Below are 24,988 nucleotides of genomic sequence, written 5' to 3'. Positions count from 1 at the left end.
TAATTCCTGATTTTTATTCTCTGCGCCAATTTTTGCTTTTAAAAAGAAAAAAATTTGTTAAAAGGGAGTTAAAGATGTTTATCCTAAGTAATTTACTACAAGCTTTAGCTAGTGTTATTGATACCTTGTTGACCTTATATTTTTGGGTGGTGATTATTTCTGCGCTACTTTCCTGGGTAAATCCAGACCCTTATAACCCCATTGTGCGCATTTTGCATAGCTTGACTGAACCTGTTTTTTACAGGGTAAGAAAGTGGTTGCCCTTTACCTATATTGGAGGGCTAGACCTTTCCCCGGTTGTGGTTTTATTAGTAATTCAGTTTTTAAAGGTATTTCTGGTAAAATCTTTGTTTCAATTATCCATGTCTTTAACTTAGGAGTAGGTTATGTCTAAAAGTAAAGTAGATATACTCCATCATAAATTTAGTAAATCTATCTTTGGGTATAAAAAAGAAGAAGTAGATTTTTTATTACAAGAACTTGCTGAGCAAATAGGGAAATTAACAGAGGAAAATGCTGTATTAAAGTCTAAAATAGATGAATTAGAAAAAAGTGTATCTGATTATAAAGGAAGAGAAAAGATACTGCAAAATACTCTTATTACCACTCAAAAGATGGTAGAGGATGTTAAAGCCAATGCTCATAAACAGGCTAAAAATATTATAGAAGAAGCTCAAAATAAAGCTGAAGAGATATTAAACAAAGCTCATAAAAGATTATCCCAGATTCATGCCGATATTACAGAATTAAAGAGGCAAAAAAATAGATTTGAAGTAGAGCTAAGATCTCTTATTGAAGGGCACTTAAAACTTTTGGATAAACTTGGTGAAGATGATAGTTTTGATACTATAGAGGAAAAAGTAAAGTTTATAGTAAAATGATTCCTGAATTCGTACGCAAAGCTAGTAAGGGTGGCTGGTATTTAAGTGTTTGGGCGCAACCCAAGGCCAAGAAAACAGAAATTAGTGGAGTTGTAGAAGGAAAGTTAAAAATTCGAGTTAATGCTCCTCCTGTAGAGAACAAGGCCAATGAGTGTTTACTAGAATTTTTAAGTAAGTCTTTGGGAGTAAAAAAAAGTGCGTTAAAACTGGTGCAAGGAGAAACCAGTAGGGAAAAATTGATTTGGATAAAAGCAGAAGAAGTTAATTGGCAAAAACTATTAAATTTATTGTAGGAGGTAAACATGGAACAATATGAATTGGAATTAATTGCTAAATATAGTGAAGAAGATCCTGAATTAAAGGCTCTATGGGAAGATCATGTAGAGTATGAAAAAAGCTAGAAAAGTTTGAGAGCAAACCCTACTTGACTCCAGAAGAAGAACTGGAAGTCAAGGAATTGAAAAAGTTAAAGTTGGCAGGAAAAACCAAGTTACTTGCTTTGTTGAATAAGTATAAAGAAATGGAGGAGAAATAAGATGGAGCTCACCGGAGCTCAGATATTACTGGAGTGTTTAAAGAAAGAAGGAGTCTCCCATATTTTTGGTTTTCCAGGGGGGGCAGTTATTGATATTTATCACCATTTACCCAATTATCCTTTTAGGCATATATTGGTTCGCCATGAGCAGGGAGCAGTGCATGCAGCTGATGGCTATGCTCGCTCTACAGGAAAAGTTGGCGTATGCTTAGTTACTTCTGGTCCTGGAGCTACCAATACGGTTACTGGCATTGCCACTGCCTATATGGATTCTGTGCCTCTGGTGGTCTTTACTGGCCAGGTACCTACTGCGCTTATTGGCAATGATGCCTTTCAGGAAGTGGATATCGTAGGTATTACCAGACCCTGTACCAAGCATAATTTTTTGGTCAAGGATGTAAAGGACCTGGCTTTTATAGTAAAAAAGGCTTTTTATATAGCCAGTACAGGTAAACCTGGGCCTGTTGTGGTGGATTTGCCCAAGGATGTGATGCAAGCAAAGACAGCGTTTTCTTATCCAGAAAAAATTTCTTTGCGTAGTTACAATCCTCACTATGAGCCAAATAAAAAACAAATAAAAAAGGCTGCTCGTCTTATAGCCAAAGGTTCTAGGCCACTTATTTATGGTGGCGGTGGGATTATTTCTTCTGGGGCCCATGATATTTTAACTCTTTTGGCTCGCAAGTTTAAAATTCCTGTAACCACCACCTTGATGGGACTGGGTGCCTTTCCTGCTCCTGATGAACTCTGGTTGGGAATGCTGGGAATGCATGGAACCTATGCAGCCAATATGGCGGTCAATAATTCAGATGTGCTTATTTCTGTGGGCGCTCGTTTTGATGACCGGGTTACAGGCAAAGTCTCTACCTTTGCTCCCAGGGCTAAGATTATTCACATTGATATTGACCCCACTTCTATTCGAAAAAATGTCCAGGTGGATATTCCCATTGTAGCTGATTGTAAGCTGGCTTTAGAGGCTCTTCTGCAAGAATTGGAAGAAATGGATATCAATTGGGAACAGGAACATAGAGACTGGTTGGATAAGATTACAGAATGGAAAGAATCCCATCCCTTGCGCTATGAGCAAAGCGAGACAAAGGTAAAACCCCAATTTGTGGTGGAAACCTTGTATGAACTCACGCAGGGAGAAGCCATTATTACCACAGAAGTGGGGCAAAACCAGATGTGGGCAGCGCAATTTTATCACTATAAGTATCCTCGCTCCTTTATTTCTTCAGGGGGCTTAGGAACTATGGGGTATGGCTTTCCAGCAGCCATTGGTGCGCAGTTAGCCCATCCAGAGAGATTGGTAGTGGATATTGCTGGTGATGGCTCCATTCAAATGAATATCCAGGAACTGGCTACAGCTGTAAGTTATGATTTGCCAGTTAAGATTTTGATTTTAAATAATGGTTATTTGGGGATGGTAAGACAGTGGCAAGAGCTTTTTTATGATAAAAACTATTGTGCCACCTGTTTGCATAAGAACCCTGATTTTGTGGCTCTGGCTAAGGCTTATGGGGCAGAAGGTTTTCGTATTATCAAGCCCCAGGAAGTAAGGCCAGTTTTGGAAGAGGCCCTTAAAATAAAGAAACCCACAGTTATTGATGTTTGGGTTGAACCAGAGGAAAATGTTTATCCTATGGTACCAGCAGGAGCATCTTTAACCGAAATGTTATTGGTATAAGAGGAGGGCCTTAAGGTGCGACATGTATTATCTGTACTAGTGGAAAACGAACCAGGAGTACTTTCCAGAGTAGCAGGGCTTTTTAGTGGTAGAGGCTTTAATATTGAGTCTTTAAATGTGGGGCCTACTCTGGAACCAGACATTTCTTTGATGACCATTACCACCAGAGGTGATGAACAGATTGTAGAGCAAATAGTAAAACAGTTACGCAAGTTGATTACTGTTATTAAGGTGGTGGACTTGACCTATGAACAGGCTGTAGAGCGAGAAATGGTTCTGATTAAGGTGAATGCAGAAGATGAAAAAAGAGCGGAAGTTCTAAGGATTGCTGATATTTTTCGGTGTAAGGTGGTAGATGTTAGTCCAAGTGATTTGACATTGGAGATTACTGGAGATCAAAATAAGATTAAAGCCATAATTAATCTTTTACAGCGGTTTGGTATAAAAGAGTTTGCTCGTTCTGGAACAGTAGCCTTGCGCCGTTCCATGCAAATAGATTAAATAAAGAGGGAGATGAGATGAAGATTTATTATGAACAGGATGCAGATTTGAGTCTTTTAGCAGACAAGGTTGTTGCCATTATAGGGTATGGTAGCCAGGGGCATGCCCATGCTCAAAACTTGCGAGATTCTGGAGTCAATGTCATTGTGGGGCAAAGGCCTGGCGGTGCTAACTATCTCAAAGCCAAGGAAGATGGTTTTGAACCTATTAGTGCCAGTGAAGCTGCAGCCAAAGCTGATGTTATTCAAATTCTGGTTCAGGACCAGTATCAACCTTTGGTTTATGAAGAAGAGGTTTTGCCCAATCTAACAGCTGGCAAGGTATTGGTTTTTAGTCATGGTTTTAATATTCATTACAACCAGATTGTTCCTCCCAAAGATGTGGATGTGGTTATGGTTGCCCCCAAAGGTCCTGGGCATCTGGTAAGAAGAGAATATGTTAAGGGAGGAGGAGTTCCTGCTTTGGTCGCTGTACACCAGGACTATAGTGGCTCTGCTCTCAAGTATGCTCTGGCTTATGCCAAGGGCATTGGAGCTACCAGGTCTGGAGTAATTGAGACTACTTTTGCTGAAGAAACTGAGACTGATCTTTTTGGTGAACAAGCTGTGCTCTGTGGAGGAGTAAGTGCTCTTATTCGGGCTGGTTTTGAAACCCTGGTAGAAGCGGGTTATCAGCCTGAGATTGCCTTTTTTGAATGTATGCATGAATTAAAATTAATTGTAGACCTTTTGTACGAAGGTGGGTTTAAAAAGATGCACTACTCCATCTCTGATACTGCTGAGTATGGAGATTATACCAGAGGCCCCAGGGTAATTAACGAGCAGGTAAAAGCAGAAATGAAGAAAATTTTAGCTGAAATTCAAAATGGAGAGTTTGCTAGAGAGTGGATTTTAGAAAATAAAGCTGGTACTCCTGCGTTTATGGCTCTGAGGAGAAAAATGCATGAGCATCAAATTGAACAGGTAGGAGATACCTTAAGAAGTATGATGGCCTGGTTAAAAAATAAATAACTGGGTGAGATAATTGTATGATTTAAAAAGCGGATAGAACATTCTATCCGCTTTTTTCTTTTACAACTAGTTTTTACTGTCAGCAATCTTTTTAGTGTTTTCGTAGATTTTAAAGATGACAATGATGAGTTCGCACCAGATTCTAACTCCTACAGCCCCCAGCACTATGGTAAGCAGGCCCATAAGAAACTTGCCAAAAGTAAATCCACCATATCCGGCAAACATAGAACCTATCCCTCCAATAACAACTATAACCAACAATATCCAGTAGATAATAGTGATGAGTTTGGGTACCAACATTTCTTCAAAAAACAAATAATTTTTCATCTTCTCCTCCTTAAGTTTTGGGTTTGAGTTTTTAAAATATTTGCCCATACTTTTTTATAAACATATTAAATAGCTATAAGTTATAAAAGCTATTTTTTAAAATTATGCTTAGGTAAAAAAAAATAGTTTGTAAACAGGTTATTTTGTTTTTTTAAGAAAAATATTGCGAGAAAGTAAGGTATAAGGGGAAGTGATAAAGCAGAAAGGGCTTAGAATATTTTTAGTTTTCTGTATCTGTTGATTGCGCCCATTACTTCTTGCAGCCTGGGAAGAGCCAGGCTCCCTGGATGCCTGGGAAAATAGGGAGATAGGCTGTCTAATCCCTTTTTTTCTAAGTCTTTAAATATTTCTTCCACTGCTTGCAGAAGTGTCATTTCTTTTTTTACAGAAGAACTTAAGCGTTTTAAGATTAAAGCTATTACTTGAGTTTGTTCTTGACAGGCAAGTTGTTCTAAAAAACTTAGGTCTAATAATTCTCTATCTACTAAAATATGGTACTTGTCTTTTACTTTTATTTTTTTTATTAAAGGAAAAGAAAATTTGTTTATTTTTCTTAACTTCAATTGAGTAAAGTCTTTTATAGTTTCTTTTTCTCGAGTTAAAGGTATTTCTTTAATTATTTTTTTGGCGGGCAAAGTAACATCTAAGGGTTTATAATTTTTCATCATTATTACTGTATCAGCTACCTCTAGATAATCTCCACACCCTCCCAGGACCAGGATAGTGGATACTCCAAAACTAGTGTATAATTCCTTAACCCTATCTATAAAGGGGGTTATGGGTTCATCTTCTTTGTGAATTAGAGTTTGCATGCGTTTATCTCTAATCATAAAATTGGTAGCACAGGTATCTTCGTCTAGGAGCAAAAGCTTACTTTTACTTTCCAGGGCTTCAATAATATTTGCTGCTTGAGAAGTACTGCCACTGGCATTGGGGGTGGAAAATTTTTGGGTATCTAGGTTAAAAGGAAGGTTGGAGATAAAAGGGGAGATATCAGTACTGGCAATGAAGCGCCCATCTTCAGCCCGTATCTTTACCGCACTTTCTAATGTTACTACTCCTTCTCTGCCATCTCCTGGGATATGATTATATATTCCTCTTTCCAGGGCCTTGAGAAGGGTACTTTTACCATGAAATCCTCCACCTGTAATTAAAGTGATGCCCTTTTTTATTCCTAACCCTTTTATTTTGCCCTGGTTGGGAAGCTCAACTTCTATTTCCAAAGAAGGTGGAGCAAGAAAGGGAAGGGCACCTTGGGTTAAAGGCTTTTCACTGACCCCACTTTCTCTGGGTAAAATAGCGCCATTGGCAATAAAAGCGACCAAGCCCAATTTATCTAAATTGTTGCGTAACCACTCTTGATCTTCTATGCATTCAATATGGTGTTGAATTTTTTTGGAATCCAGGTTTTTAAAAATTAGGGTGTTATTTACTAATCTGGGAATAAGTTCAAAAAATATTTCTATAGCTTTAGCTGCAAGTATTGTTCTTCCTTTGGCTGGAAGACCTACATATATTCTGGCTTCTACAAACTTTTCCTCTACTTTTATTACGCTTCTGGGTAAAACTTCCTGACAGCATTTATCTACTAAAATAATACCACTTTTTCCACTTCCACTTTTAGTGGATAATTTTAAACTTGAATTGTAAAGTTTTCGGTGTAGATAGTCTTCTAAGGCAATTTTACGAATTGGATTGGAAAATAAATGATAAGGTAAGCTGGATACTTCTTGATTTACTTTTATTCTTATTTTAGAAGGTGGAGCAAAAGGGTCGCTTTGTGCCTGGTCAATATAAAGATAAAAATTGGAAAATTTATATTCACCTTCTATTTCTTTGTAGGCTTTATAGCCTTTGTTGTTTATTTTTAAGAGTTTGTTTTTTAGATTTTCTGAGTTTAACATTTTAGGGTTTACTCTTGAAAGCAAGCAAGTTAAGTAACTTTTATGGATAATTTAGTGGCAGACAAGATAAAAAAACTTTCTACCGGGCAAAGGATTTATGTTTTTCAAGAGTGTTCGTCAACCATGGAAGTGGGCTGGCATCTTTTAGGCAAAGGCGAGTTAAAAGAACTGGATTCTGTTTTGGCCTTAAGACAATTTGCTGGACGAGGGCAGTGGAGACGGAAGTGGGTTTCCCCTCCAGGCAATCTCTATGTTTCTATTCTCTTTTCTGCACTGAGAAAATGGGAGCAGCTGAGTTCCTTATTTTTGGGTTTTTTAGTCCAGCAAAGTTTGGCTAATATGGGCTTTTTCCTAAGCTTAAAGTGGCCCAATGATTTGATTTATAAAGAGAAAAAGGTTGGTGGAATTTTATTAGAAGAAAGAAAGGATAAGTTATTAGCAGGAATTGGTTTAAATCTTAAGCAGGCTCCCCAACTGGAAGAGAGGATTTTTCCAGCAGGGAGCTTGGAATTGCCAGAGGTGGATGTGCTGGAATTCTGGCTGAAATTAAAACAACATTTGCTTAACTTGGCTTCAACCTATTTTTTTGAAGATTCTCAGGTGTTAATAGATAGGATTAATCAGGTTTTGGCCTTTCAAGGCAGGAAAGTGGTGATTGAGGATGGAGAAACCAGAGCAGAAGGTATTTTGACTGGACTGGGTCCAAAGGGTGAACTCCTAGTGTTAGAAAAGGGAAGAATTAAGACTTTTTTTAATGGTAGTGTTGTGGCTTTTAAAAGTTGATTAGAATTTCTTGAGGTTTTGGTAGCTATTATTTAGAATATTCTTTTATGTTAACAACCACATTAAAGATGAGGATAGGTAAACATGTTAGAAAAAAAGAGCAATTTCATTAAGCAAATCATTGAGAAAGATCTGGCTGATGGTAAGCACAAAACGATTATTACTCGTTTTCCTCCAGAACCCAATGGTTATTTACATATTGGGCATGCCAAGTCCATTTGTCTTAATTTTGGTCTGGCTGAAGAATATCAAGGAAGGTGTCATTTGCGTTTTGATGATACCAATCCTGAAAAAGAAAGTCCTGAGTATGTAGAATCCATTAAAGAAGATGTAAAATGGCTGGGTTTTGATTGGGGAGGGCATCTATATTTTGCTTCAGACTATTTTGAAAAATTTTATAACTATGCTCTGGAATTAATTAAAAAAGGAAAAGCCTATGTTTGCCAGCTTTCTCCAGAGGAAATTAGAGAATATAGAGGTACTTTGACTGAACCAGGAAAAGAAAGCCCCTATCGTAATAGAAGTGTAGAAGAGAACCTTGAGCTTTTTGAAAAAATGAAAAATGGAGAATTTGAAGAGGGTGAATGTGTTTTAAGGGCAAAAATAGATATGTCTTCTCCCAATCTAAATATGCGTGATCCTGTTATTTATAGAATTAAAAAGATTAGACATCATCGAACTGGAGATAAATGGTGTATTTATCCCACTTATGACTTTGCTCATTGCCTTTCTGATGCCATAGAAGGAATCACGCATTCCCTTTGTACTCTGGAATTTGAAGATCATAGACCTCTTTATGATTGGTTTTTAGATGAGTTGAATACTCCCTGTCATCCCCAACAAATTGAATTTGCCAGGCTTAACCTTTCCTATACAGTGATGAGTAAACGCAAGTTAAATCTTCTGGTACAGGAGGGTTATGTTTCTGGCTGGGATGACCCCAGAATGCCTACTATTTCTGGAATGCGCAGAAGGGGTTATACTCCAGAAGCGATTAAGGACTTTTGTGAGCGTATAGGCATTGCCAAGAGTGACAATCTGGTAGATTATTCCCTTTTGGAGCATTGCGTGCGTGAGGATTTAAATAAAAGGGCCTTAAGGTTTATGGGAGTTTTAGAGCCTTTAAAAGTGGTGATTGTCAATTATCCAGAGGAGCAGGAAGAAGAGCTGGAGGCCATCAACAACCCAGAAGATCCCAGTGCAGGTAAGCGCAAAATTCCTTTTAGTAGAGAAATTTATATAGAAAAAAGCGATTTTCGAGAAGATCCTCCCAGAAAGTTTTTCCGTTTAGCTCCTGGTAAGGAAGTGCGGTTGCGTTATGCTTATTATATTACTTGTGAAGAAGTGGTTAAAGATGAGCAGGGGAATATTGTAGAGCTTAGGTGTACTTATGACCCAGAGAGTAGAGGGGGGTATACTCCTGATGGTAGAAAGGTAAAAGGCACTTTACACTGGGTAGATGCCAGAAAGGCCAAAAAGGCAAAAGTAAGGCTTTATGACAGGTTATTTTTAGTAGAAAATCCTGCTTTAGAAGAAAAAAAGGAAAAAGTTTTAAAGAACTTTTAAATCCAGAAAGTTTAAAAGAAGTGGAGGCCTTGGTAGAGCCTGCTCTTTATGGCTTAAAGCCTGGGGATGTTTTTCAGCTTGAGCGTGTGGGTTATTTTTGTGTGGACAGGGACTCTACTTCTGAGTCTCTGGTTTTAAACCGCACAGTTACTTTAAAAGATTCCTGGGCTAAAATAGAAGCTAAATTAAGCGAAAAATAGGAGATGAAAGTTTTGTTGGACAATACCTACAGACCAGAAATCCCGGTGGTGTTAACCATAGCTGGCTCTGACTCGAGCGGAGGAGCAGGGATTCAGGCAGATTTAAAAACCATTACGCTTTTGGGTGGATATGGTGCTTCTGTGATTACTGCACTCACTGCTCAAAATACCTGTGGAGTTTTTGCCATTGAAGCTCCTCCAGCCAGTTTTGTAGCCAAACAATTGGAAGTGGTAAGAGAAGATCTGGAAGTTCAGGCTGTTAAAACAGGGATGCTTTTTAATGCAGAGATTATCCTTAAGCTAGCTCCCCTTTTAAAAAAAATGTCAGTTCCTCTGGTGGTAGATCCTGTTTGTGTGAGTCAAAGTGGACATAAATTGCTTCAAGATAAGGCAATAGAGGTATTGAAAAAAGAAATCTTGCCTTTGGCCACCCTGCTAACGCCCAATATCCCTGAGGCAGAGCTTTTAAGTGGAGTAAAGCTTGAAAGTAGAAAGGATATTCCAGCCTGCTTAAAATCTCTGTTTGCCCTGGGTTGTCAGGCTATTTTGTTAAAGGGTGGGCACTTTTTTCCAGAGGATGGACAGGAAGTGGTGGATATTTTGGCCTTTCCTGAGGGCAAAACCATAGAATTTAAAAGCCCAAAGGTTTTTACTTCTAACAATCATGGTACAGGCTGTACCCTTTCTGCAGCTATAGCTACTTTTTTAGCTAAAGGGATGGATATTCCCCTTAGTGTGGCTAAGGCCAGGGAGTTTTTACTTTTTTCCCTTAAAAATGCCTATGCTCTAGGAAAAGGTGCAGGTCCAGTAAATCATTTGGCTAAAACCTATCAAGAGGTTAACCGCTATAGAGCCTTGGAAGATCTATGGTGGCTAAAGAAAAAGCTTTTGACTGAAAAGCTTGGTTTTCTGGTTCCAGAAGTGAGAATGAACATGGTAAGGCTCATTCCTTATGCCCAGGATAAAGAGGATGTGGCTGGTTTTGAGGGAAGAATCAGTGTAGATAAAGAAGGCAGGTTGCTCTGGGGTGAAGTCTTATTTGGGGTATCTTCTCATATGGCCAGAGTGGTTCTTACTGCTGCCCAATACGATCCCAGGATAGTTTTGGCTGCCAATATTCGCTATTCTCCCAGGATTTTAGAGGCTATTAGAAAAATTGGATATCCTGTTTTTACTTTTAATCGTGAGGATGAGCCCAAAGAAGTAAAGGAAAAAGAAGGCTCTACCCTGGAGTGGGGAGTAGCCAAGGTATTTGCTGAAAATAAGGGGCAAAAAATTGAATTTATTGCTGACCCGGGAGAAAAGGGCAAAGAACCTATGATCAGGGTACTAGCTTATAGTAAAGAAGACTTGCTTGGCAAATTAAAGCAGATTGGTGAGGCTTATTAGTGAAAGTACAGGTTTTTCAACATGTGTCCTTTGAGGACATAGGGCTAATTGAGAAGTGGTTATACATCAAAAAGATAAGCTCTCTTAGTTATACCAGGTTTTACCAGGGAGAAGTGCCTCCTTCAGATTTGGATTTTGATTTCCTTATTCTTATGGGTGGTCCCATGGGAGTATATGATAGCCTGCAATATCCCTGGTTAAGTACAGAAATAGATTTTGTGGCCAGGGCCTTAAAAGAGGGGAGAAAGGTCTTAGGTATTTGTCTGGGCGCCCAAATAATAGCAGCAAGCCTTAAGGCTAAAGTATATCCCAATAAATATAAAGAAATAGGCTGGTGGCCTATAGAAGTCCTTAACTGTCCTTTAACTGTTGATTTTCCTCAAAAGTTAAAAGTATTTCAATGGCATGGAGATACCTTTGATTTACCTAAGGGTTCTTTGAGGCTGGCCAAAAGTGAAGCTTGTCTTAATCAGGCTTTTTTCTTCCCTCCCAATGGACTGGGCCTGCAGTTTCACCTGGAAGTAGGAAGAAAAGAGGTGGAAAATCTAGTTGCTAATTGTGGAGAAGATTTACAGCTAAGTGGAACTTATGTGCAAGATACAGAAAGTATGCTTGCTGAAAGTGAGGAAAATGCTAAAATCTTAGAAAAATATCTTTTTCTTTATTAGATAAGTTTTGGGATTTTAGATAAATTGATTATTTTTTTAATTTTACTAAGTAAATTTTTTTAGTAAAAATAACTCCTCCCACTAAAGCGGTAAAGGGAGCTACCAGCACCAATCCTATGCTTCCCAATATGGTTTTAAAAAACTCTGAACTTACATAAACCAAGTTAAAGATATTTATCCAGGGAGTTTTTTGAGCCATAAAGGTCATAAGTAAGGTAATATATCCTCCAGAATAGGCTAAAAGTAAAGTAGTAGTCATTGTACCTACTACTGATTTACCAACATTTATTCCAGACAAAATAAGCTCCTTACAGGAAAGTAAAGGATTTTTGTTTTTTAACTCCTGTAGGCTGGCTGCAATATCCATGGCCAAATCCATAGCAGCTCCAGAACAGGAAAGAAAAATGGCCCCAATAAAAATCTGGCTTAGATTAAGGTGGGCAAATCCAGAATAAAGAAGAGTTTCTGCAAAGGGAAGGACAGCTCCGTTTAAGTGGGCTTTTTGGGTAAGATAAATGGATAAAAGAGCTGTAATTCCTATTCCAAACATACTACCTAAAAAGGCTGTAAGCCCTTTTTTATTAAAGCCTGCCACAAGAAAAATAATGATTGCGGTAAGAAAACTGGTAATAAAAAAGGTAATTAGAATGGGGTTTACTCCTTTTAAGAGTCCTGGGATAAGTATTTTCCAGATGCAAAGAGCAGAAAATATAAAAGATAAGAGGGCCTTTATCCCTGTAAAACCAGCAAATAAGATAAGTATTAAACTGAAAACAACCAAAAACAAAAGCTCCAGGTCTAATCTATAATAATCTTGAGGATTGGCATAAACTATTTCTCCTGTGGGATTTAAACTAAGCACCAGGAGAACATTGTCGTTTTTCTCAAAAATTTTATCTTTATCTAAATGCCCTAAAAGAATATTATTACTTTTAATAATTTTACCTTTAAATTTTCCATTTAGTATTTTTAAAGTTAATAATTGTTCTCCTGTTTTTATTAAACCAAAATTTTGAATTAAAGAATTATCCACTGCTAGCACCTGAGCTTTACAGCGTAAACTTTGACCGGGAGCAAAGGTAAATGAATTGGGAAGAAAAACTAAAATAAAAGAAAATAGAGTAAGAATAAAAATAAAGATGAGTTCTTTTTTTAGGGAGCCGTTAAGGACACGGCTCCCTAAAAGGAGGGGGATAGGGTTAGTTAGCATAACTAAATATCTGTTTAGTAGAAGGGGTTGCAAAATTTTCCAACCCCATGGCTTGAGCTATTTTTTTAGCAATATGAGTATTGTCATAGCTGCCATTAAAAAGATGGGCAGAAACACCAATAGCTGCTGTAGATACAGGCACTCCTGTATGCTTGTAGGAGGTCCAGCCTATGCCTGCTTTTTGATTTAACAGGTGAGTTATACTTACGGTAAGAGGATCATAGTTTCCGTAGAGAATGTATTCTTTTTTACTTTTAGAAGTTTCAGGATTTAGAGTTTTAAGATAGGCTTGTTTCAAAAAGTTGACTTCTTCTGGTAATAGTACCAGCAAATCCTGTTGGGGATTGCCCTTAAATTTTAGACCAAAATATTCAGTAATAAAAGGTTTTATCTGCTCAAAAGAATAGTTTTTTTCTTTAAATAGAGGCACTATCTGGTCTGAAAATTTTTTAAAAGAGATTTTTTGTCTTCCCAGTAGTTGAAAATAGGTCTCATACTTGGTTCCTGCAAAACCCAGGGTCATTCCTCCGCATTCGTGATCTCCAGTGACTACGATTAGGGTTTCTTGAGGATGTTGTTCATAAAAGGCAAAGGCCTTGCTTATAGCCCGGTCAAAAGCGAGAGTATCTTTTATGGCTGTGGTGGCATCATTGGCATGGCAGGCCCAGTCTATTTTCCCGCCTTCCACCATGATAAAAAATCCTCTGGGATTATCCAGAAGTTCAATAGCCTTTTCTGTAAATTCAGCCAGAGAAATATCCTCCTGAGTGCGATCAATGGCATAGGGAAGGGCTTTGCTATCAGGCAAATTGGGATTTATTGCTAAAATTTTAGGGTTATTTTTGGGTGTTAAAGCTAAAAACTCTTTTTTGCTCTTAACTATTTTATATCCTTGTTTTTGAGCGTAAGTATAAGCATTGCCCACATATCTGGGACCATTCTTCTTTTTATGTTCTGGATCCTTAAATCCTCCGCCCCCAAAAAAATCAAATCCACTCTCTGCCAATTGGAGTTCAATTTCATAATACATGCTTCTTTGAGGTACATGGGCATAAAAACCTGCTGGAGTAGCGTGGTCTATGGATACAGAAGAGATTATTCCTACTTTTTGTCCGCGTTTTTTGGCCAGCTCAGCTAAAGTGGGAACTTTGTTTCCATCAGGTAGGAGACCTATAAACCCAATATTGGTTTTATAGCCGCTAGCTATGGCTGTAGCCGCTGCTGCTGAACCTGTGATAAAGCGATTAGCCGCAGAGGTAGTGGTAATACCCTGGGCTGGAAACCTGTCCACCATCAACTTGCCCTGGGCAAATTCCCTGGCAGCCATTCTCTGAGGAATACCCATTCCATCTCCAATGAACAAAAATACATATTTAGCTGAATTGGCAGCCATAGCCGTTCCTAAGCAAAGAAAAATAAACACAGGTAGGAGAAATAGGTTTACTTTTCGCATCTGTTTTTCACCTCCTTAAAAAAGTTATAAAGGAGTTAAAGGTCAAACATGAAAAATAAGTTACAATTGGTTGAACTTTGGGTATATTTTTTTTAGCAAAGTTTTAATATTGTCAGTTAAAAGTAACAAAAATGTAACATTTCTTTTCTAGTAAAGGCAGAACTTGTTTGAGGAAAAGGGGTTATGGAAAAGGGAAAAATTTTGATTGTGGAAGATGAGCCTGATATTGCCAATCTCATTGGACTTAATTTAGAGATTGAAAATTTTAAGCCACTATATGCCTTAGATGGTCTGGAGGGGTATGAAAAGGCAGAAAGAGAACAGCCTTTGCTTATCATTCTAGACCTTATGCTGCCCAAGATGGGTGGGCTGGAAGTTTGTAAAAAATTAAAGCAGAATTCCAAAACCAAGCATATTCCCATTTTGATGCTTACGGCCAAGGGAGAAGAAGTGGATAAAGTGGTGGGATTTGAACTGGGTGCAGATGATTATGTGGTAAAACCCTTTAGTGTACGAGAGCTTATTTTGCGGATTAAAGCTATTTTGAGAAGATATGCAGATAAACAAGAGATAACAGAGGTATGGACCTATAAGGATATGTCTTTAGATTTAAAGGCCATGACTCTTATTATTCAAAATAAGGAAATAAATTTAACTTCTACTGAATTCAAATTATTAAAGGAGTTCATACAAAATAAAAATACAGTTTTATCCAGAGAATATCTTTTGGATAAAGTGTGGGGATATGAATTTGATGGCTATGCCAGAACTGTAGATACGCATATTAGAAGGCTTAGGGTTAAACTTGGTGCTTATTCCAGCATAATTGAGACCGTAAGAGGTACTGGGTATAGATTAAGGATAAAAGATGAATAGTTTGAAGAGAATTATTTTTTTAGTTTTATTTTTGGTTTCTTTATTATCTTCTTTAATACCATTGGCTTATTTTTCTTATAAAGTAGAATCAAAATTAAAAGAAGAAAGCATAGCTGATATAAAAAAGGAATATTTGATTAGTATAGAGTTTTTAAGATCTAGTAATATTTTAGACATTTCTAGCCTGGATTCAGTTTTGAAAAAACTCAGTAAACTTTTTTCTTCCAGGTTTACCTTTATAGATGAAAAGGGAGTGGTGATAAGTGATTCTTATCTTGATTTAAGTAAAATTAAATATTTAGACAATCATTACAATAGACCGGAGTTAATTGAAGCTAGAAAAAGTAAGTATGGAGTTTCCATACGCTATAGTGATACCATTGATACCTATTTTATTTATATTGCATCCAGGCAATCCATTGGGCCTTTCAAAGGATATTTACGTATGGCCAGGCCTTATTCACAATTACAAAGAGTTGTTCAATCCATTGAACAAGTGGCCTGGTTTTTAATCTGTATTTCTTTCTTGCTTTCCTTAGTTATTTCCATATTATTTTCCAGAAAAATTTCTAAAAGGATTTATTCCCTTTCTTTGGCAGCTAAGGATTTTAGTGAAGGGAAAAGGTCTAAGTTTGTTAGTGATATAAGTGAATTTTCTTATCTGGTGCAAGCTTTAAACAATATGGCTAATAATCTTTCAGAAAAGATTGAATTGATAGAAAGTCAAAAAAGAGAGCTGGAAAATGTTTTAAACAACATTCAGGAAGGAGTTGTAGTTATAGATAAACATATGAATTTAGTAAGGTCCAATAAGTCCTTTAGAGAAATGGTAAAGAGAGAAGAGGTTGAAGGAAAGAGTTTCCTGGAGGTTGTTTTAAATAAGAGTTTACAAAATAAGGTAGAAGATATTCTTTCTAAAGACTGTATAGAGGTGGTATCTTTTCGTACGGAAATGGAAAAGGAGTTTTTTGAGGTCAAGATTATTCCTTTTGAATTTAGAAGAGATAAGTTTTATATTCTTGTTTTTTATAATATAAGTGAAATACTCAAACTGGAAAAGATAAAAAGAGATTTTTTTACCAATGCTTCTCATGAAATGAGAACTCCTTTAACCAGTATTAAAGGTTATATAGAGACATTACTTAATAATGAGGATATCTTAAAAAATAGAGGAAAGGAGATTCTAGAGGTAGTAAAGCGTAATAGTGAGCAAATGAGTAATTTACTAGATGATATTTTACAATTATCTAAGCTGGAAACAGAAAAAGAAATAATAGATATGGAACCTGTAGATGTACATTCTTTGATTGATAGACTATTGCAGGAATTTAAGGTAAGAATTGAAGCTAAAAAAGTTAAGTTTAAAAAAGAAATAGCCCAGAATTTCCCCCTGGTTCTGGCTAATAATAAGGCAATATATCATGTACTTCAAAATCTCATAGATAATGCCTTGAAGTATGGTTTAGAAACAAAAGGGGAATTAAAAATTGTAGCAGAGGAAACTCCTCTGGAATTTAAAATTGGCGTGATTGATGATGGCCCTGGCATTCCTCCAGATGAACAAAAGCGGATATTTGAAAGGTTTTATCGAGGAGAAAAGGTGGAAGTAAAACCCAAAGGCAGTGGTTTGGGGCTGGCTATTTGTAAACATATTATAAATAAATTGGGAGGAAGGATTTGGCTGGAAAGTCCTGTAAAAAATAATAGAGGATGTGCTTTTTGGTTTACTTTACCTAAAAGGAGAGAAGAAGATAAAAATGGAGAAAGTAAAAATTAAGGCTCAGAATTTAAATTTTTATTATGGCGAATTTCAAGCTTTAAAAAATATTTCCCTGGATATGCTGGAAAATAAGGTTACAGCCTTAATAGGCCCTTCAGGTTGTGGGAAAAGTACCTTTTTACGCTGTTTAAATAGAATGAATGATTTAATTGAAGGAAGCAGGGTAGAAGGCAAATTGACCCTGGATGGGGAAGATATTTATGCGCCTGGAGTGGATGTGGTGGAGCTTAGGCGAAGAGTGGGCATGGTTTTTCAAAAACCCAATCCTTTTCCCAAGTCTATTTTTGAAAATGTAGCCTTTGGTTTAAAGGTAAATGGAGTTAAGGACAAAGAATTTATTGCCCATAGAGTAGAAGAAAGTCTTAAAATGGCTGCCTTATGGAACGAGGTAAAGGATAGGTTAAAGGATTCAGCCATGGGTTTATCTGGAGGGCAACAGCAAAGATTGTGTATTGCTAGAGCCATTGCTGTAGAGCCAGAAGTTTTATTGATGGACGAACCTGCTTCAGCCCTGGACCCCATTGCTACCCAAAAGATAGAAGATCTTGTCTTTGAATTAAAAGACAAGTTTACCATTGTCATTGTTACTCACAACATGCAACAGGCAGCAAGAGTTTCTGACTATACAGCCTTTTTTTATATGGGTAAGCTTATAGAAGTAAATACTACGGATAAGATTTTTACTAGGCCGGATAAAAAACAAACCGAGGAATATATCACAGGAAGATTTGGCTAAAAGGAGTAAAAAATGTCTAAGATTTTGGTTAAAGAAATAGAAGAATTGAAATTAAAAATGTTGAATATGTTTTCTCAGGTTATTGAAGCAGTAGATAAAGCTATCTTGGGCTTAAAAAATATGGATGCTGATTTATGTCAGGAAGTTATAGATAATGACATAATTGTAAATAAACAAGAAGTGGAAATTGATGAACTTGCTTTAAAACTTTTGGCCCTGGAGGGGCCTGTAGCCAAGGATTTGCGCTTTATTTTAGGTTGTATGCGCAGTTGCTCGGATTTAGAAAGAGTAGGAGATGAGGCTGTAAATATAGCTCAGTCTGTTATTTTTTTGAGTACCAGGCCGCCTCTTTCTTTTTACGATAATATTTATCAACTGGGAACCAAAGCTAGAGAGATGTTAAAAGAGAGCTATTTGGCTTTTACCAATCTTAATTCAGAGCTTTCTCTTTATATTTGTCGTATGGATAATGAGGTTGATGAATTAAATTCTTATATTTTTAAGACCATTATTAACTTAATGTTAAAAGAGTCTCCAGCTATAGAAAGGTCTGTTGAGTGCATGAACATATCCAGGAGATTTGAAAGGATTGCTGACTTATCTACAAATATAGCAGAGAATGTCGTTTTTATAGAAAAAGGAGTAAATATAAAACACTCCTGTCAATTTGATAATAGAAAGTAAATTCAAGTGTAATTTAGATAAAGCTTATTCTAGTTTTAAGTTTATTGGGTTGGAACCTCCTCTCCTAAAGTGAAGTAGATAGCATTTATTACTGCAGCAGCAGAAGTGGTCTTAGCTTTTTTAAGGATTAAAATGTGTTGTCCTTTGCTTAAATAAAGGGAAGTAAGCTTATGCCATCCCCAGATTTTTTTCTGAGGATTTGAATTTTCAGGAAAAGTACCTATTATTTCTCCATCCATAGAAAGGAGAAGACTTCTGGCCCCATAGGGATGTTTGTGGTCATTTAGATCTTTGAGCCATAGTTTGTAGTTTCCTGGAGAAGGTATGTTCACGAGATAAGCTACCCAATCATTTTTTCTAGAAAGATACCAGTAACCATCTCCTGAATGAGGAAGGTTTTTTAGTTTTCTAGAGCGCCAGGCTTGTTCTTGTGGAGAAGTGGGATGAAAGAGATTTTTGGCAAACTCTTTTTCTGCTTCTATTCTTATGCCTTGAGAGGTGAGGACGTTAAAATTATTTTCTATTTTTTCCTTTGGGTTTCCTATGTTGTCCTGTGGAAGAGTTGTATTTGTCTTTGTAACTTTAAAAGGGGTTCTAGCTTTTATGGTGTATTTGCCTTCAGGTCAGTTTAAATAAGCTCTTACTTCATAATCTCCAGCAGGCAATCCTTTAAAACTTATGGTACCTTGAGTCCTTCCCTGCGTGTATTGCCACTGTAAACTTTGATTGGGTTGGTAATAAGGATAGGCAATACTTATCCAGTCTTGCTTATTCCCTGGAAATCCAGAAAAGTTAACTTTTATGGGTTCTCCAGGAGAGTAGCTTGCTTTATCAGTTTTTAAGAGGATAGAGTTAGAAGGGGTAGGGCTGGTACTTTGAAGAAGCAAGAGGTTTTTGATAACATCTCCCCAAAATATGCTTACCTGAGGACAATAATAAAGAGGAGTTTTTCTTTTTAACAAACTATCTGGATCTGTAGGGTATTTGAGATTGAGAATAATTGGTAAGTTTGGCTGGTAGCTAGATAAGGCAATATAGGCTGGAAGAAGTGCTTTTGGGAGAAAAAGACAAATTGTAGCGCTGGCTAACAAGTCTGCAGGGATAATTGGAAGCGCCTAAAGAAATAGCATAAGCATTTCTGGGATTGGAAGTAGTAAGTGGATTTTGCTGGTATATGTTAAAAAAGTGTCAATGGCCAAAAAATTTAATCCATTTTCGGACAACAAAATTGACCCACCTGCCCACTCCCTAGTTTTCCAATTTTTCTCTCAAGCGGTAGCTCTCACCTCCTAGCATGAAAATGTGTGAGTGATGAATCAAGCGATCCACTATTGGGACTGCCACGTTCTCGTCGTGAAAAAATTCTCCCCATGCCGTAAACTCCTTGTTTGTCGTGATCATCACCGAACGATACTCGTATAAGCTATTGATCAGCTGAAACAGGTTGTAAACGCTCCTCTTGCTCATCGGCAGATATCCAAGCTCGTCTATGATCAAAAGATCAAATTTCAAAAGGCTTGCTATCTTCTTTTTCAACTCCCCTTTGAGTTCTGCCAGTTCCAAAGTCTCCACCAGCTCTAGCGCCGTCTGAAAAAGCACCTTGTACCCAGCACCCACTGCCTTTACTCCTATCCCTATGGCCAAATGAGTTTTCCCAACCCCAGGTGGTCCTATGAAGATCACGTTCTCCCGATTCTCGATAAACTCAAACGTGAGAAGCCGGTTCACCTGACGCTTCGTAATGGTCGTCTGGAACCTAAAGTCAAAACCCTCCAAATGTTTCTCCGTGGGGAAACTTGCTTTACGCTGGTTGAGCTCTATTCGCTTCCGGTTGCGCACCTTCTGCTCGTGTTCTACCAACATGTCCGCAAACTCAAGATAAGATACCTCGTTTTCTTCGGCTTGACGGAGAAGTTCTGCCAAAGCCTCGCCAATGCTGTTAAACCTCAAGCTCCGGTATTTATGGGCTACCTCTTCAATGGATCTCATGGCTCAACTCCTTACAGGTGACCCTGGCATACCGCCCAAGAGCTGAGTTCTTCTCTACTTCGGCGGGATTATCCAGCCATTCTTCGCAGAAATATTCCGGACGATGCTCCCAGGCCTCAAGATAGTCTTGGATCTGGCTGGTAGTAAGCCTCCGTCGCTCGCAAAGACACCTTAAAAGCTCCTCTGGCATCTCATAACGCCTAAGAAGCCTCACTAGGCCTGCCAGCTGATCCTTGTAAATCTTGGGAGAGGTCTCTTTAAGAAGCCCACATATCTTCCTACCTCCTTCCTCTCCCAGATGCCCCCTGATCTCGGTCTCGTAACCTGCAATCTGTTTCTCTCTGTCTCGGTAATGGTTGGTGTTCTTGATCACCTCACCTCGTCCACGGCTCAAAACATGCCGCGCCACCTCCTCTCCGGTCTCAAGGTTAGAGATTATCAGCCACTGGCCTTTCTCCTTCACCCCAACTCGCGCCCTTTGATAGGCCATGGGCACTGAATAGCGGTTGGACTTCCAGGCTATAAGCCCCGTCTTGTCCACCTTCCGCACCTCTTGACATGCCTCAGGTAGGTTCAGATACGTGGGCGTAAAGTAGGCACGCATATGAGAACGCTCACACTCCTCGTAGTGCTTACGCACTACCTTCCCCGTGGTGCCGTGCACACGCTTGTTGGCCTTTTCATTAAGCCACTCCAATAGATAAGACTCAAACTCCTGCCAGTTCCTAAAACTCTCTCCGTAAAGGGCGTTGCGCTTCACATACTTGACCCCGGCCTCTACCTTGCCTTTGCTCTCGGGGTCGTAACCCTCACAGGCCCTCACACGAAAACCTGCCGCTGTGGCGTAAGCGTGAAACCTCTCATTTAACCTTAGCTCCCGAAACCGTTCCTCTAGTACCACCAGCTTCGTTTGGTCATATACACACTCCTCAGGACACCCTCCAAAGTAACGAAAGGCCGCATCATGCATCTGTATAAACTTCTCCGTGTCCACAGGCTCCCTGCACACCGCCACATACATGAGTCTCGAATAGGAAAGCACAAACACCACAAAGTACACCCTCGTTTCCTCTCCGCCGATCATCAAACCGCGAAACTCCCCACCATCAACCTGGCACTGTACTCCAGGCTCCATGGCCAGAACTGGCTCGTAGTAACGCTTCTGTTTGAAACTGATAGTCTCCTTCACTCTCCTGACAAATCGCCTGACAGTTCGACTTGATACTGTAAGTTCCGGATGCTTGCGTAAAAGTCTATCCCTAATCTTGACCGCACTAAGCCCTGGATAGCTTTGAAGCAGATGGACGATGTAGTCCCGATGCTGATCAAGTATCTTAGCGCGCTCTCGTTGACTCTTTTGTGCTTGAATGGACTCTTCCGCCATGCCCAGATACTTTCTCACTGTGTTCCGAGATATGCCTAGTTCTCGGGCAATTGCTCGGATTGAAAGCCCGTTGCCATCGTCGTATAATGCCTTGATTTTGTGAATCACGATCCATTCCTTCAAGTTTTGATCCTCCTAATTGTCCTTTATAAGACAATTAGAAGGATATGGCCTTTTGCCATCTGTTGCACTCTAGAAGTGGCTCAAAATTATTGTCCGATTAGGGCTCATTTTAATTGGCCATTAACAAAAAAGATATTTTTGTGAGGTGGATAATGTAAGTATAGGGTATAAGAAGAATTTTTATCTATCTTAAACTCGATAATGGTTGAATATATTGGTTTGTATTTTGGCATATACCTGTATATAGAATCTTCAGGAACTAACGGAGTAGATGGAGTAGAGATATTAATATTTTTATTTATACTCCCTTTTATAAAATTTACCCTGGCTAGACTATTGGTTGAATAAAAAAATATAACTATTCCTATTAAAATAATTATTTTTTTAGCATTTTAATTTACCTATTTTTTATCGTTTCTTTTTTATTTCACAATTAGGACATTCCACAGTTATACTGGTGGTAGCATAACTTTGATATTTTCCAACAGAAGGTAAGATAGTATATTCTCCTTCTGGTAAAACTTTTCCCACTAAGTCAGAAGTTTTTTTGCTGCAAAGATAAGCAGGCCACTTACCTACAAGCCAGATACAATACTTGCCATTTCCTGTGACTTTAATAATTTTAGCTTCTTTTTTTACAATTAAAGTGTCAGAGCTTACCTTAGCATTGTTTAGAGGTCCTGTTCCTTTTACCTGTTTTCCTGAAAAGGTAACTTTTTTATTCTGGGCCAGGCTTAAAGAAGGAATAATAAGGATTAATACCAGGCATAGAAAAAATGTTTTTTTCATGAATTCCCCCCTTTTTCTTTTTTAGTTTTGCTTAAAAAAAATATATTTTTTTGTCCAGGCAGGATAAGAAAAAAACTTTTAGTTTTGTCAACAAAATGTAACATTTTTTACCTTATTCTGTAAACAGACCTACCTACAAAGGTGAGCAAACGATATTTATAGGAGGTAGGTTTATTTATGAGTAAGGTAAAATTGACTTTTTTAACAATTTGTCTGTTGGTTTTAGGGCTGGTGGGTTTTGCTCAGGCCAGAGATCAAATCCGTATTGTAGGTTCTAGTACGGTTTATCCTTTTGCCAGTTATGTGGCTGAAGAGTTTGGGGCAACCACCAAGTATCCCACTCCAGTTATTGAATCCACTGGTTCTGGAGGCGGACATAAGCTTTTTGGGGCTGGAGTAGGGGAAAACACTCCAGATATTACCAATTCTTCCAGAAGAATTAAGTTAAGTGAATTTAAAAGGGCTCAGGAAAATGGAGTTAAGGAAATTGTAGAAGCTAAGATTGGTTTTGATGGTATTACTCTGGCGCAAAATATCAACAATCCTTCTCTTAAGTTGACTCGTAAGGAAATTTTACTGGCTGTAGCAGCTGAAGTCCCTCAAAAGGGTAAGCTGGTTCCCAATCCCTATAAGTACTGGGATGAAATTAATCCCCAATTGCCTCACCGCAAAATTAAATTTTATGGGCCTCCTACTACTTCTGGTACAAGAGATGCCTTTGAAGAGTTGGCCATGGAAAAGATTGCGAAAAAAATTCCAGAGTATGGCGGGAAGTATTCTAAAATTAGACAGGATGGAGTGTATATTCCTTCTGGAGAAAATGACAATTTAATCGTGCAAAAGCTTACTGAGGATAAAGAAGCCATAGGTATTTTTGGCTATAGCTTTTTGGAAGAAAACAGTGATCGTATTCAGGCAGTTGTGGTAGATGGCGTAAGTCCAACTCCTGATAGTATTTCCAGCGGCAAATATCCTCTTTCCAGGTCTCTTTATTTTTACATTAAAAAGGCCCATGTTGGTAAAATTCCAGGTCTTATGGATTATGTTAAACTCTTTTTAAGTGAAAAAATGATTGGGGATAGAGGGATGTTAAAGAGAATAGGGCTTATTCCTCTACCTAAAAAAGAAAGAGAAGAGGTAAGGAATCGCGTATTTTCCTTAACTCCTCTTACTCTCAAGGATTTACAAAAGAAGTAAGCCCTGTTGGGATTTGAAAAATTAAAGGGTGATGCCTTTATTTTTAAGGCATCACCCTGTTTTTAGGGGGAAAGGGTGAGTGTAAATTTTAAGCTTTTTTTCTGGTTGGTTTTGGGCATTTTTGGTTTTCTGGCCTTTTATTTAGGCAGGAAAAAATTGAGAAAGTTTTGCCTCAAAAGGGACTTTTTTTTGAAGCCAATATTTATGGCTGGTTTACCCTTTTGGTTTATTTGATCCCTGTTTTGCTGGTTAATGTAATAGTAGTGGTGCTTAGTTGGTTTAAGCTTATTCAAGTCCCCTGGAGTTTGCTTTTTAGTTTTATTTTGATTGTGGGTGCAGTTTCTCTTTGGCTTGGCCTTAAATTTATTACACCTGCTCTAAAACCCAGGTATTTTGTTGAAAAGTGTATTGTTGCCCTTTTGATTCTAGCTTCTCTTATTTCTATTTTTACGACTATAGGAATTGTTTTATCCATACTTTTTGAAGCCATTCATTTTTTTAGTAAAGTAAGTCTTTGGGAGTTCTTAACCGGCACGGTGTGGGAGCCAGATACAGCCTTTTTAGGTGCTGCTGGTAGGACCGGAGAACTGGTAGCTAAACCCAAGTTTGGAGCAGTACCTTTATTTACCGGTACTCTGGTTATTACTTCCATTGCCTTAATGGTGGCTTTACCAGTGGGTCTGTTTTCAGCCATTTATCTCGTAGAATATGCCAGACCAAAGGTGAGAAAAATTTTAAAACCAGCCCTGGAGATTCTGGCAGGCATTCCCACAGTAGTATATGGTTTTTTTGCTGCTATTACAGTCAGTCCTTTGGTGGTAGATATTGCTACTAAGCTGGGGCTGGAAGCAGAGTATACCAATGCCTTAAGTCCTGGGCTAGTTATGGGCATAATGATTATTCCTTTAATTTCTTCTTTATCTGATGATGTGATTAATGCCATCCCCCAAAATATGCGCGAAGGTTCTTTAGCTTTGGGAGCTACTCAAAGTGAGACTATCTTAAAGATAATCCTGCCTGCTGCTTTGCCCGGAATTGTTTCTGCTTTTTTACTGGCTGTTTCCAGGGCAGTAGGAGAGACCATGATTGTGGTCATGGCTGCTGGTTTGCAAGCCAATCTCACCCTCAATCCTTTAAAGGGTATGACCACTGTGACTGTAAGAATTGTAGATGCCTTAACCGGGGATCAGGCCTTTGACAGCCTGGAAACTTTATCAGCTTTTGGCCTGGGGCTGGCTTTAACTGTTTTTACTTTAATTTTAAATGTTATTTCTTTGATTGTAATTAAAAAATTTAAACAACAATATGAGGTTTAA

At 38.1% G+C, this 24,988-nt stretch carries 24 protein-coding genes and 2 pseudogenes; 17 read left to right on the top strand and 9 right to left on the bottom strand.

Features of this window, described 5'->3' with window-relative positions; all coding sequences use genetic code 11:
- Nucleotides 1-74: 74 nt before the first annotated feature.
- The 7 genes and pseudogenes from ACZ42F_RS04380 to ilvC all read left to right on the top strand — a co-directional run bounded on the left by ACZ42F_RS04380 (nt 75) and on the right by ilvC (nt 4,614).
- Nucleotides 75-377, top strand: coding sequence for a YggT family protein (locus ACZ42F_RS04380; protein WP_029966288.1), 303 nt, complete (start codon nt 75-77; stop codon nt 375-377).
- Between the two features lie 9 nt (nt 378-386).
- Complete coding sequence (locus ACZ42F_RS04375; RefSeq protein WP_029966281.1) at nt 387-881, top strand: DivIVA domain-containing protein; 495 nt, start codon at nt 387-389, stop codon at nt 879-881.
- The gene (locus tag ACZ42F_RS04370) at nt 878-1,174 is read left to right on the top strand and encodes a DUF167 domain-containing protein (RefSeq protein ID WP_029966279.1); all 297 of its coding nucleotides are present in this window, start codon (nt 878-880) and stop codon (nt 1,172-1,174) included. The genes ACZ42F_RS04375 and ACZ42F_RS04370 overlap by 4 nt, the downstream gene beginning before the upstream one ends.
- Before the next feature lie 9 nt (nt 1,175-1,183).
- Nucleotides 1,184-1,416, top strand: a pseudogene (locus tag ACZ42F_RS04365) (DUF465 domain-containing protein).
- A 1-nt stretch (nt 1,417) separates the two neighbouring features.
- Complete coding sequence (ilvB, locus tag ACZ42F_RS04360) at nt 1,418-3,103, top strand: biosynthetic-type acetolactate synthase large subunit (protein WP_464279893.1); 1,686 nt, start codon at nt 1,418-1,420, stop codon at nt 3,101-3,103.
- 15 nt (nt 3,104-3,118) lie between these two features.
- Complete coding sequence (gene ilvN / locus ACZ42F_RS04355) at nt 3,119-3,604, top strand: acetolactate synthase small subunit (RefSeq protein WP_029966267.1); 486 nt, start codon at nt 3,119-3,121, stop codon at nt 3,602-3,604.
- A 17-nt stretch (nt 3,605-3,621) separates the two neighbouring features.
- Nucleotides 3,622-4,614: a ketol-acid reductoisomerase gene (ilvC, locus tag ACZ42F_RS04350; RefSeq protein ID WP_464279892.1), complete on the top strand. Its 993-nt coding sequence runs from the start codon at nt 3,622-3,624 to the stop codon at nt 4,612-4,614.
- A 66-nt stretch (nt 4,615-4,680) separates the two neighbouring features.
- On the opposite strand, the gene ACZ42F_RS04345 is transcribed toward ilvC, so the two are convergent.
- Both ACZ42F_RS04345 and ACZ42F_RS04340 read right to left on the bottom strand, forming a co-directional pair.
- Nucleotides 4,681-4,941 (bottom strand): DUF4282 domain-containing protein, encoded by a 261-nt coding sequence (locus ACZ42F_RS04345; protein WP_464279891.1) that lies wholly within the window; start codon nt 4,939-4,941, stop codon nt 4,681-4,683.
- A 209-nt stretch (nt 4,942-5,150) separates the two neighbouring features.
- Nucleotides 5,151-6,845 carry an ABC-ATPase domain-containing protein gene (locus tag ACZ42F_RS04340; protein ID WP_464279890.1) on the bottom strand — a complete coding sequence of 565 codons (1,695 nt, stop codon included), beginning with the start codon at nt 6,843-6,845 and terminating at the stop codon, nt 5,151-5,153.
- Nucleotides 6,846-6,887: 42 nt separating this feature from the next.
- On the opposite strand from ACZ42F_RS04340, the gene ACZ42F_RS04335 reads away from it, so the two are divergent.
- The 4 genes and pseudogenes from ACZ42F_RS04335 (at nt 6,888) to ACZ42F_RS04320 (ending at nt 11,451) form a co-directional block, all read left to right on the top strand.
- Nucleotides 6,888-7,628: a biotin--[acetyl-CoA-carboxylase] ligase gene (locus ACZ42F_RS04335; RefSeq protein ID WP_464279889.1), complete on the top strand. Its 741-nt coding sequence runs from the start codon at nt 6,888-6,890 to the stop codon at nt 7,626-7,628.
- An 84-nt stretch (nt 7,629-7,712) separates the two neighbouring features.
- Nucleotides 7,713-9,394: pseudogene (locus ACZ42F_RS04330) on the top strand (glutamine--tRNA ligase/YqeY domain fusion protein).
- Between the two features lie 3 nt (nt 9,395-9,397).
- Nucleotides 9,398-10,783: a bifunctional hydroxymethylpyrimidine kinase/phosphomethylpyrimidine kinase gene (gene thiD / locus ACZ42F_RS04325; RefSeq protein ID WP_464279888.1), complete on the top strand. Its 1,386-nt coding sequence runs from the start codon at nt 9,398-9,400 to the stop codon at nt 10,781-10,783.
- Nucleotides 10,783-11,451 (top strand): type 1 glutamine amidotransferase, encoded by a 669-nt coding sequence (locus ACZ42F_RS04320; RefSeq protein WP_464279887.1) that lies wholly within the window; start codon nt 10,783-10,785, stop codon nt 11,449-11,451. Before thiD ends, ACZ42F_RS04320 begins: the two co-directional genes overlap by 1 nt.
- 28 nt (nt 11,452-11,479) lie before the next feature.
- Here the strand turns inward: ACZ42F_RS04320 and ACZ42F_RS04315 are convergent, their stop codons facing one another.
- Nucleotides 11,480-12,484 (bottom strand): YibE/F family protein, encoded by a 1,005-nt coding sequence (locus tag ACZ42F_RS04315; protein WP_464279886.1) that lies wholly within the window; start codon nt 12,482-12,484, stop codon nt 11,480-11,482.
- Between the two features lie 166 nt (nt 12,485-12,650).
- Nucleotides 12,651-14,114: an alkaline phosphatase gene (locus ACZ42F_RS04310; protein WP_464279885.1), complete on the bottom strand. Its 1,464-nt coding sequence runs from the start codon at nt 14,112-14,114 to the stop codon at nt 12,651-12,653.
- Between the two features lie 183 nt (nt 14,115-14,297).
- On the opposite strand from ACZ42F_RS04310, the gene ACZ42F_RS04305 reads away from it, so the two are divergent.
- The 4 genes from ACZ42F_RS04305 to phoU are packed head-to-tail and all read left to right on the top strand — an operon-like array spanning nt 14,298 to nt 18,190.
- On the top strand, nt 14,298-14,990 hold the full coding sequence (locus tag ACZ42F_RS04305; protein WP_464279884.1) for a winged helix-turn-helix domain-containing protein: 693 nt from the start codon (nt 14,298-14,300) through the stop codon (nt 14,988-14,990).
- Nucleotides 14,983-16,767: a sensor histidine kinase gene (locus ACZ42F_RS04300; RefSeq protein ID WP_464279883.1), complete on the top strand. Its 1,785-nt coding sequence runs from the start codon at nt 14,983-14,985 to the stop codon at nt 16,765-16,767. Before ACZ42F_RS04305 ends, ACZ42F_RS04300 begins: the two co-directional genes overlap by 8 nt.
- Nucleotides 16,748-17,506 (top strand): phosphate ABC transporter ATP-binding protein PstB, encoded by a 759-nt coding sequence (gene pstB / locus ACZ42F_RS04295; RefSeq protein WP_464279882.1) that lies wholly within the window; start codon nt 16,748-16,750, stop codon nt 17,504-17,506. Before ACZ42F_RS04300 ends, pstB begins: the two co-directional genes overlap by 20 nt.
- A 12-nt stretch (nt 17,507-17,518) precedes the next feature.
- Nucleotides 17,519-18,190, top strand: coding sequence for a phosphate signaling complex protein PhoU (phoU, locus tag ACZ42F_RS04290; protein ID WP_029969309.1), 672 nt, complete (start codon nt 17,519-17,521; stop codon nt 18,188-18,190).
- 41 nt (nt 18,191-18,231) lie between these two features.
- Here phoU and ACZ42F_RS04285 read toward each other — a convergent pair whose 3' ends face one another.
- The 5 genes from ACZ42F_RS04285 to ACZ42F_RS04265 all read right to left on the bottom strand — a co-directional run bounded on the left by ACZ42F_RS04285 (nt 18,232) and on the right by ACZ42F_RS04265 (nt 22,475).
- Nucleotides 18,232-18,522, bottom strand: coding sequence for a hypothetical protein (locus ACZ42F_RS04285; protein WP_464279881.1), 291 nt, complete (start codon nt 18,520-18,522; stop codon nt 18,232-18,234).
- Nucleotides 18,523-18,813: 291 nt separating this feature from the next.
- Nucleotides 18,814-19,152 (bottom strand): hypothetical protein, encoded by a 339-nt coding sequence (locus tag ACZ42F_RS04280; protein WP_464279880.1) that lies wholly within the window; start codon nt 19,150-19,152, stop codon nt 18,814-18,816.
- A 286-nt stretch (nt 19,153-19,438) separates the two neighbouring features.
- Entirely contained in the window at nt 19,439-20,179 is a 741-nt protein-coding gene (istB, locus tag ACZ42F_RS04275; protein ID WP_464278703.1) for an IS21-like element helper ATPase IstB, read from the bottom strand.
- Nucleotides 20,166-21,671, bottom strand: coding sequence for an IS21 family transposase (gene istA / locus ACZ42F_RS04270; RefSeq protein WP_464280195.1), 1,506 nt, complete (start codon nt 21,669-21,671; stop codon nt 20,166-20,168). Before istA ends, istB begins: the two co-directional genes overlap by 14 nt.
- A 423-nt stretch (nt 21,672-22,094) precedes the next feature.
- Entirely contained in the window at nt 22,095-22,475 is a 381-nt protein-coding gene (locus tag ACZ42F_RS04265; protein WP_464279879.1) for a hypothetical protein, read from the bottom strand.
- 177 nt (nt 22,476-22,652) lie between these two features.
- On the opposite strand from ACZ42F_RS04265, the gene ACZ42F_RS04260 reads away from it, so the two are divergent.
- Entirely contained in the window at nt 22,653-23,672 is a 1,020-nt protein-coding gene (locus ACZ42F_RS04260; protein ID WP_464279878.1) for a PstS family phosphate ABC transporter substrate-binding protein, read from the top strand.
- Nucleotides 23,673-23,839: 167 nt separating this feature from the next.
- Complete coding sequence (gene pstC, locus ACZ42F_RS04255) at nt 23,840-24,988, top strand: phosphate ABC transporter permease subunit PstC (protein WP_464279877.1); 1,149 nt, start codon at nt 23,840-23,842, stop codon at nt 24,986-24,988.

This window comes from Desulfonauticus autotrophicus (genome assembly GCF_055381725.1).
Note: the sequence above shows the minus strand (reverse complement) of the source record. Positions and strands in the feature narration are given on the sequence as shown.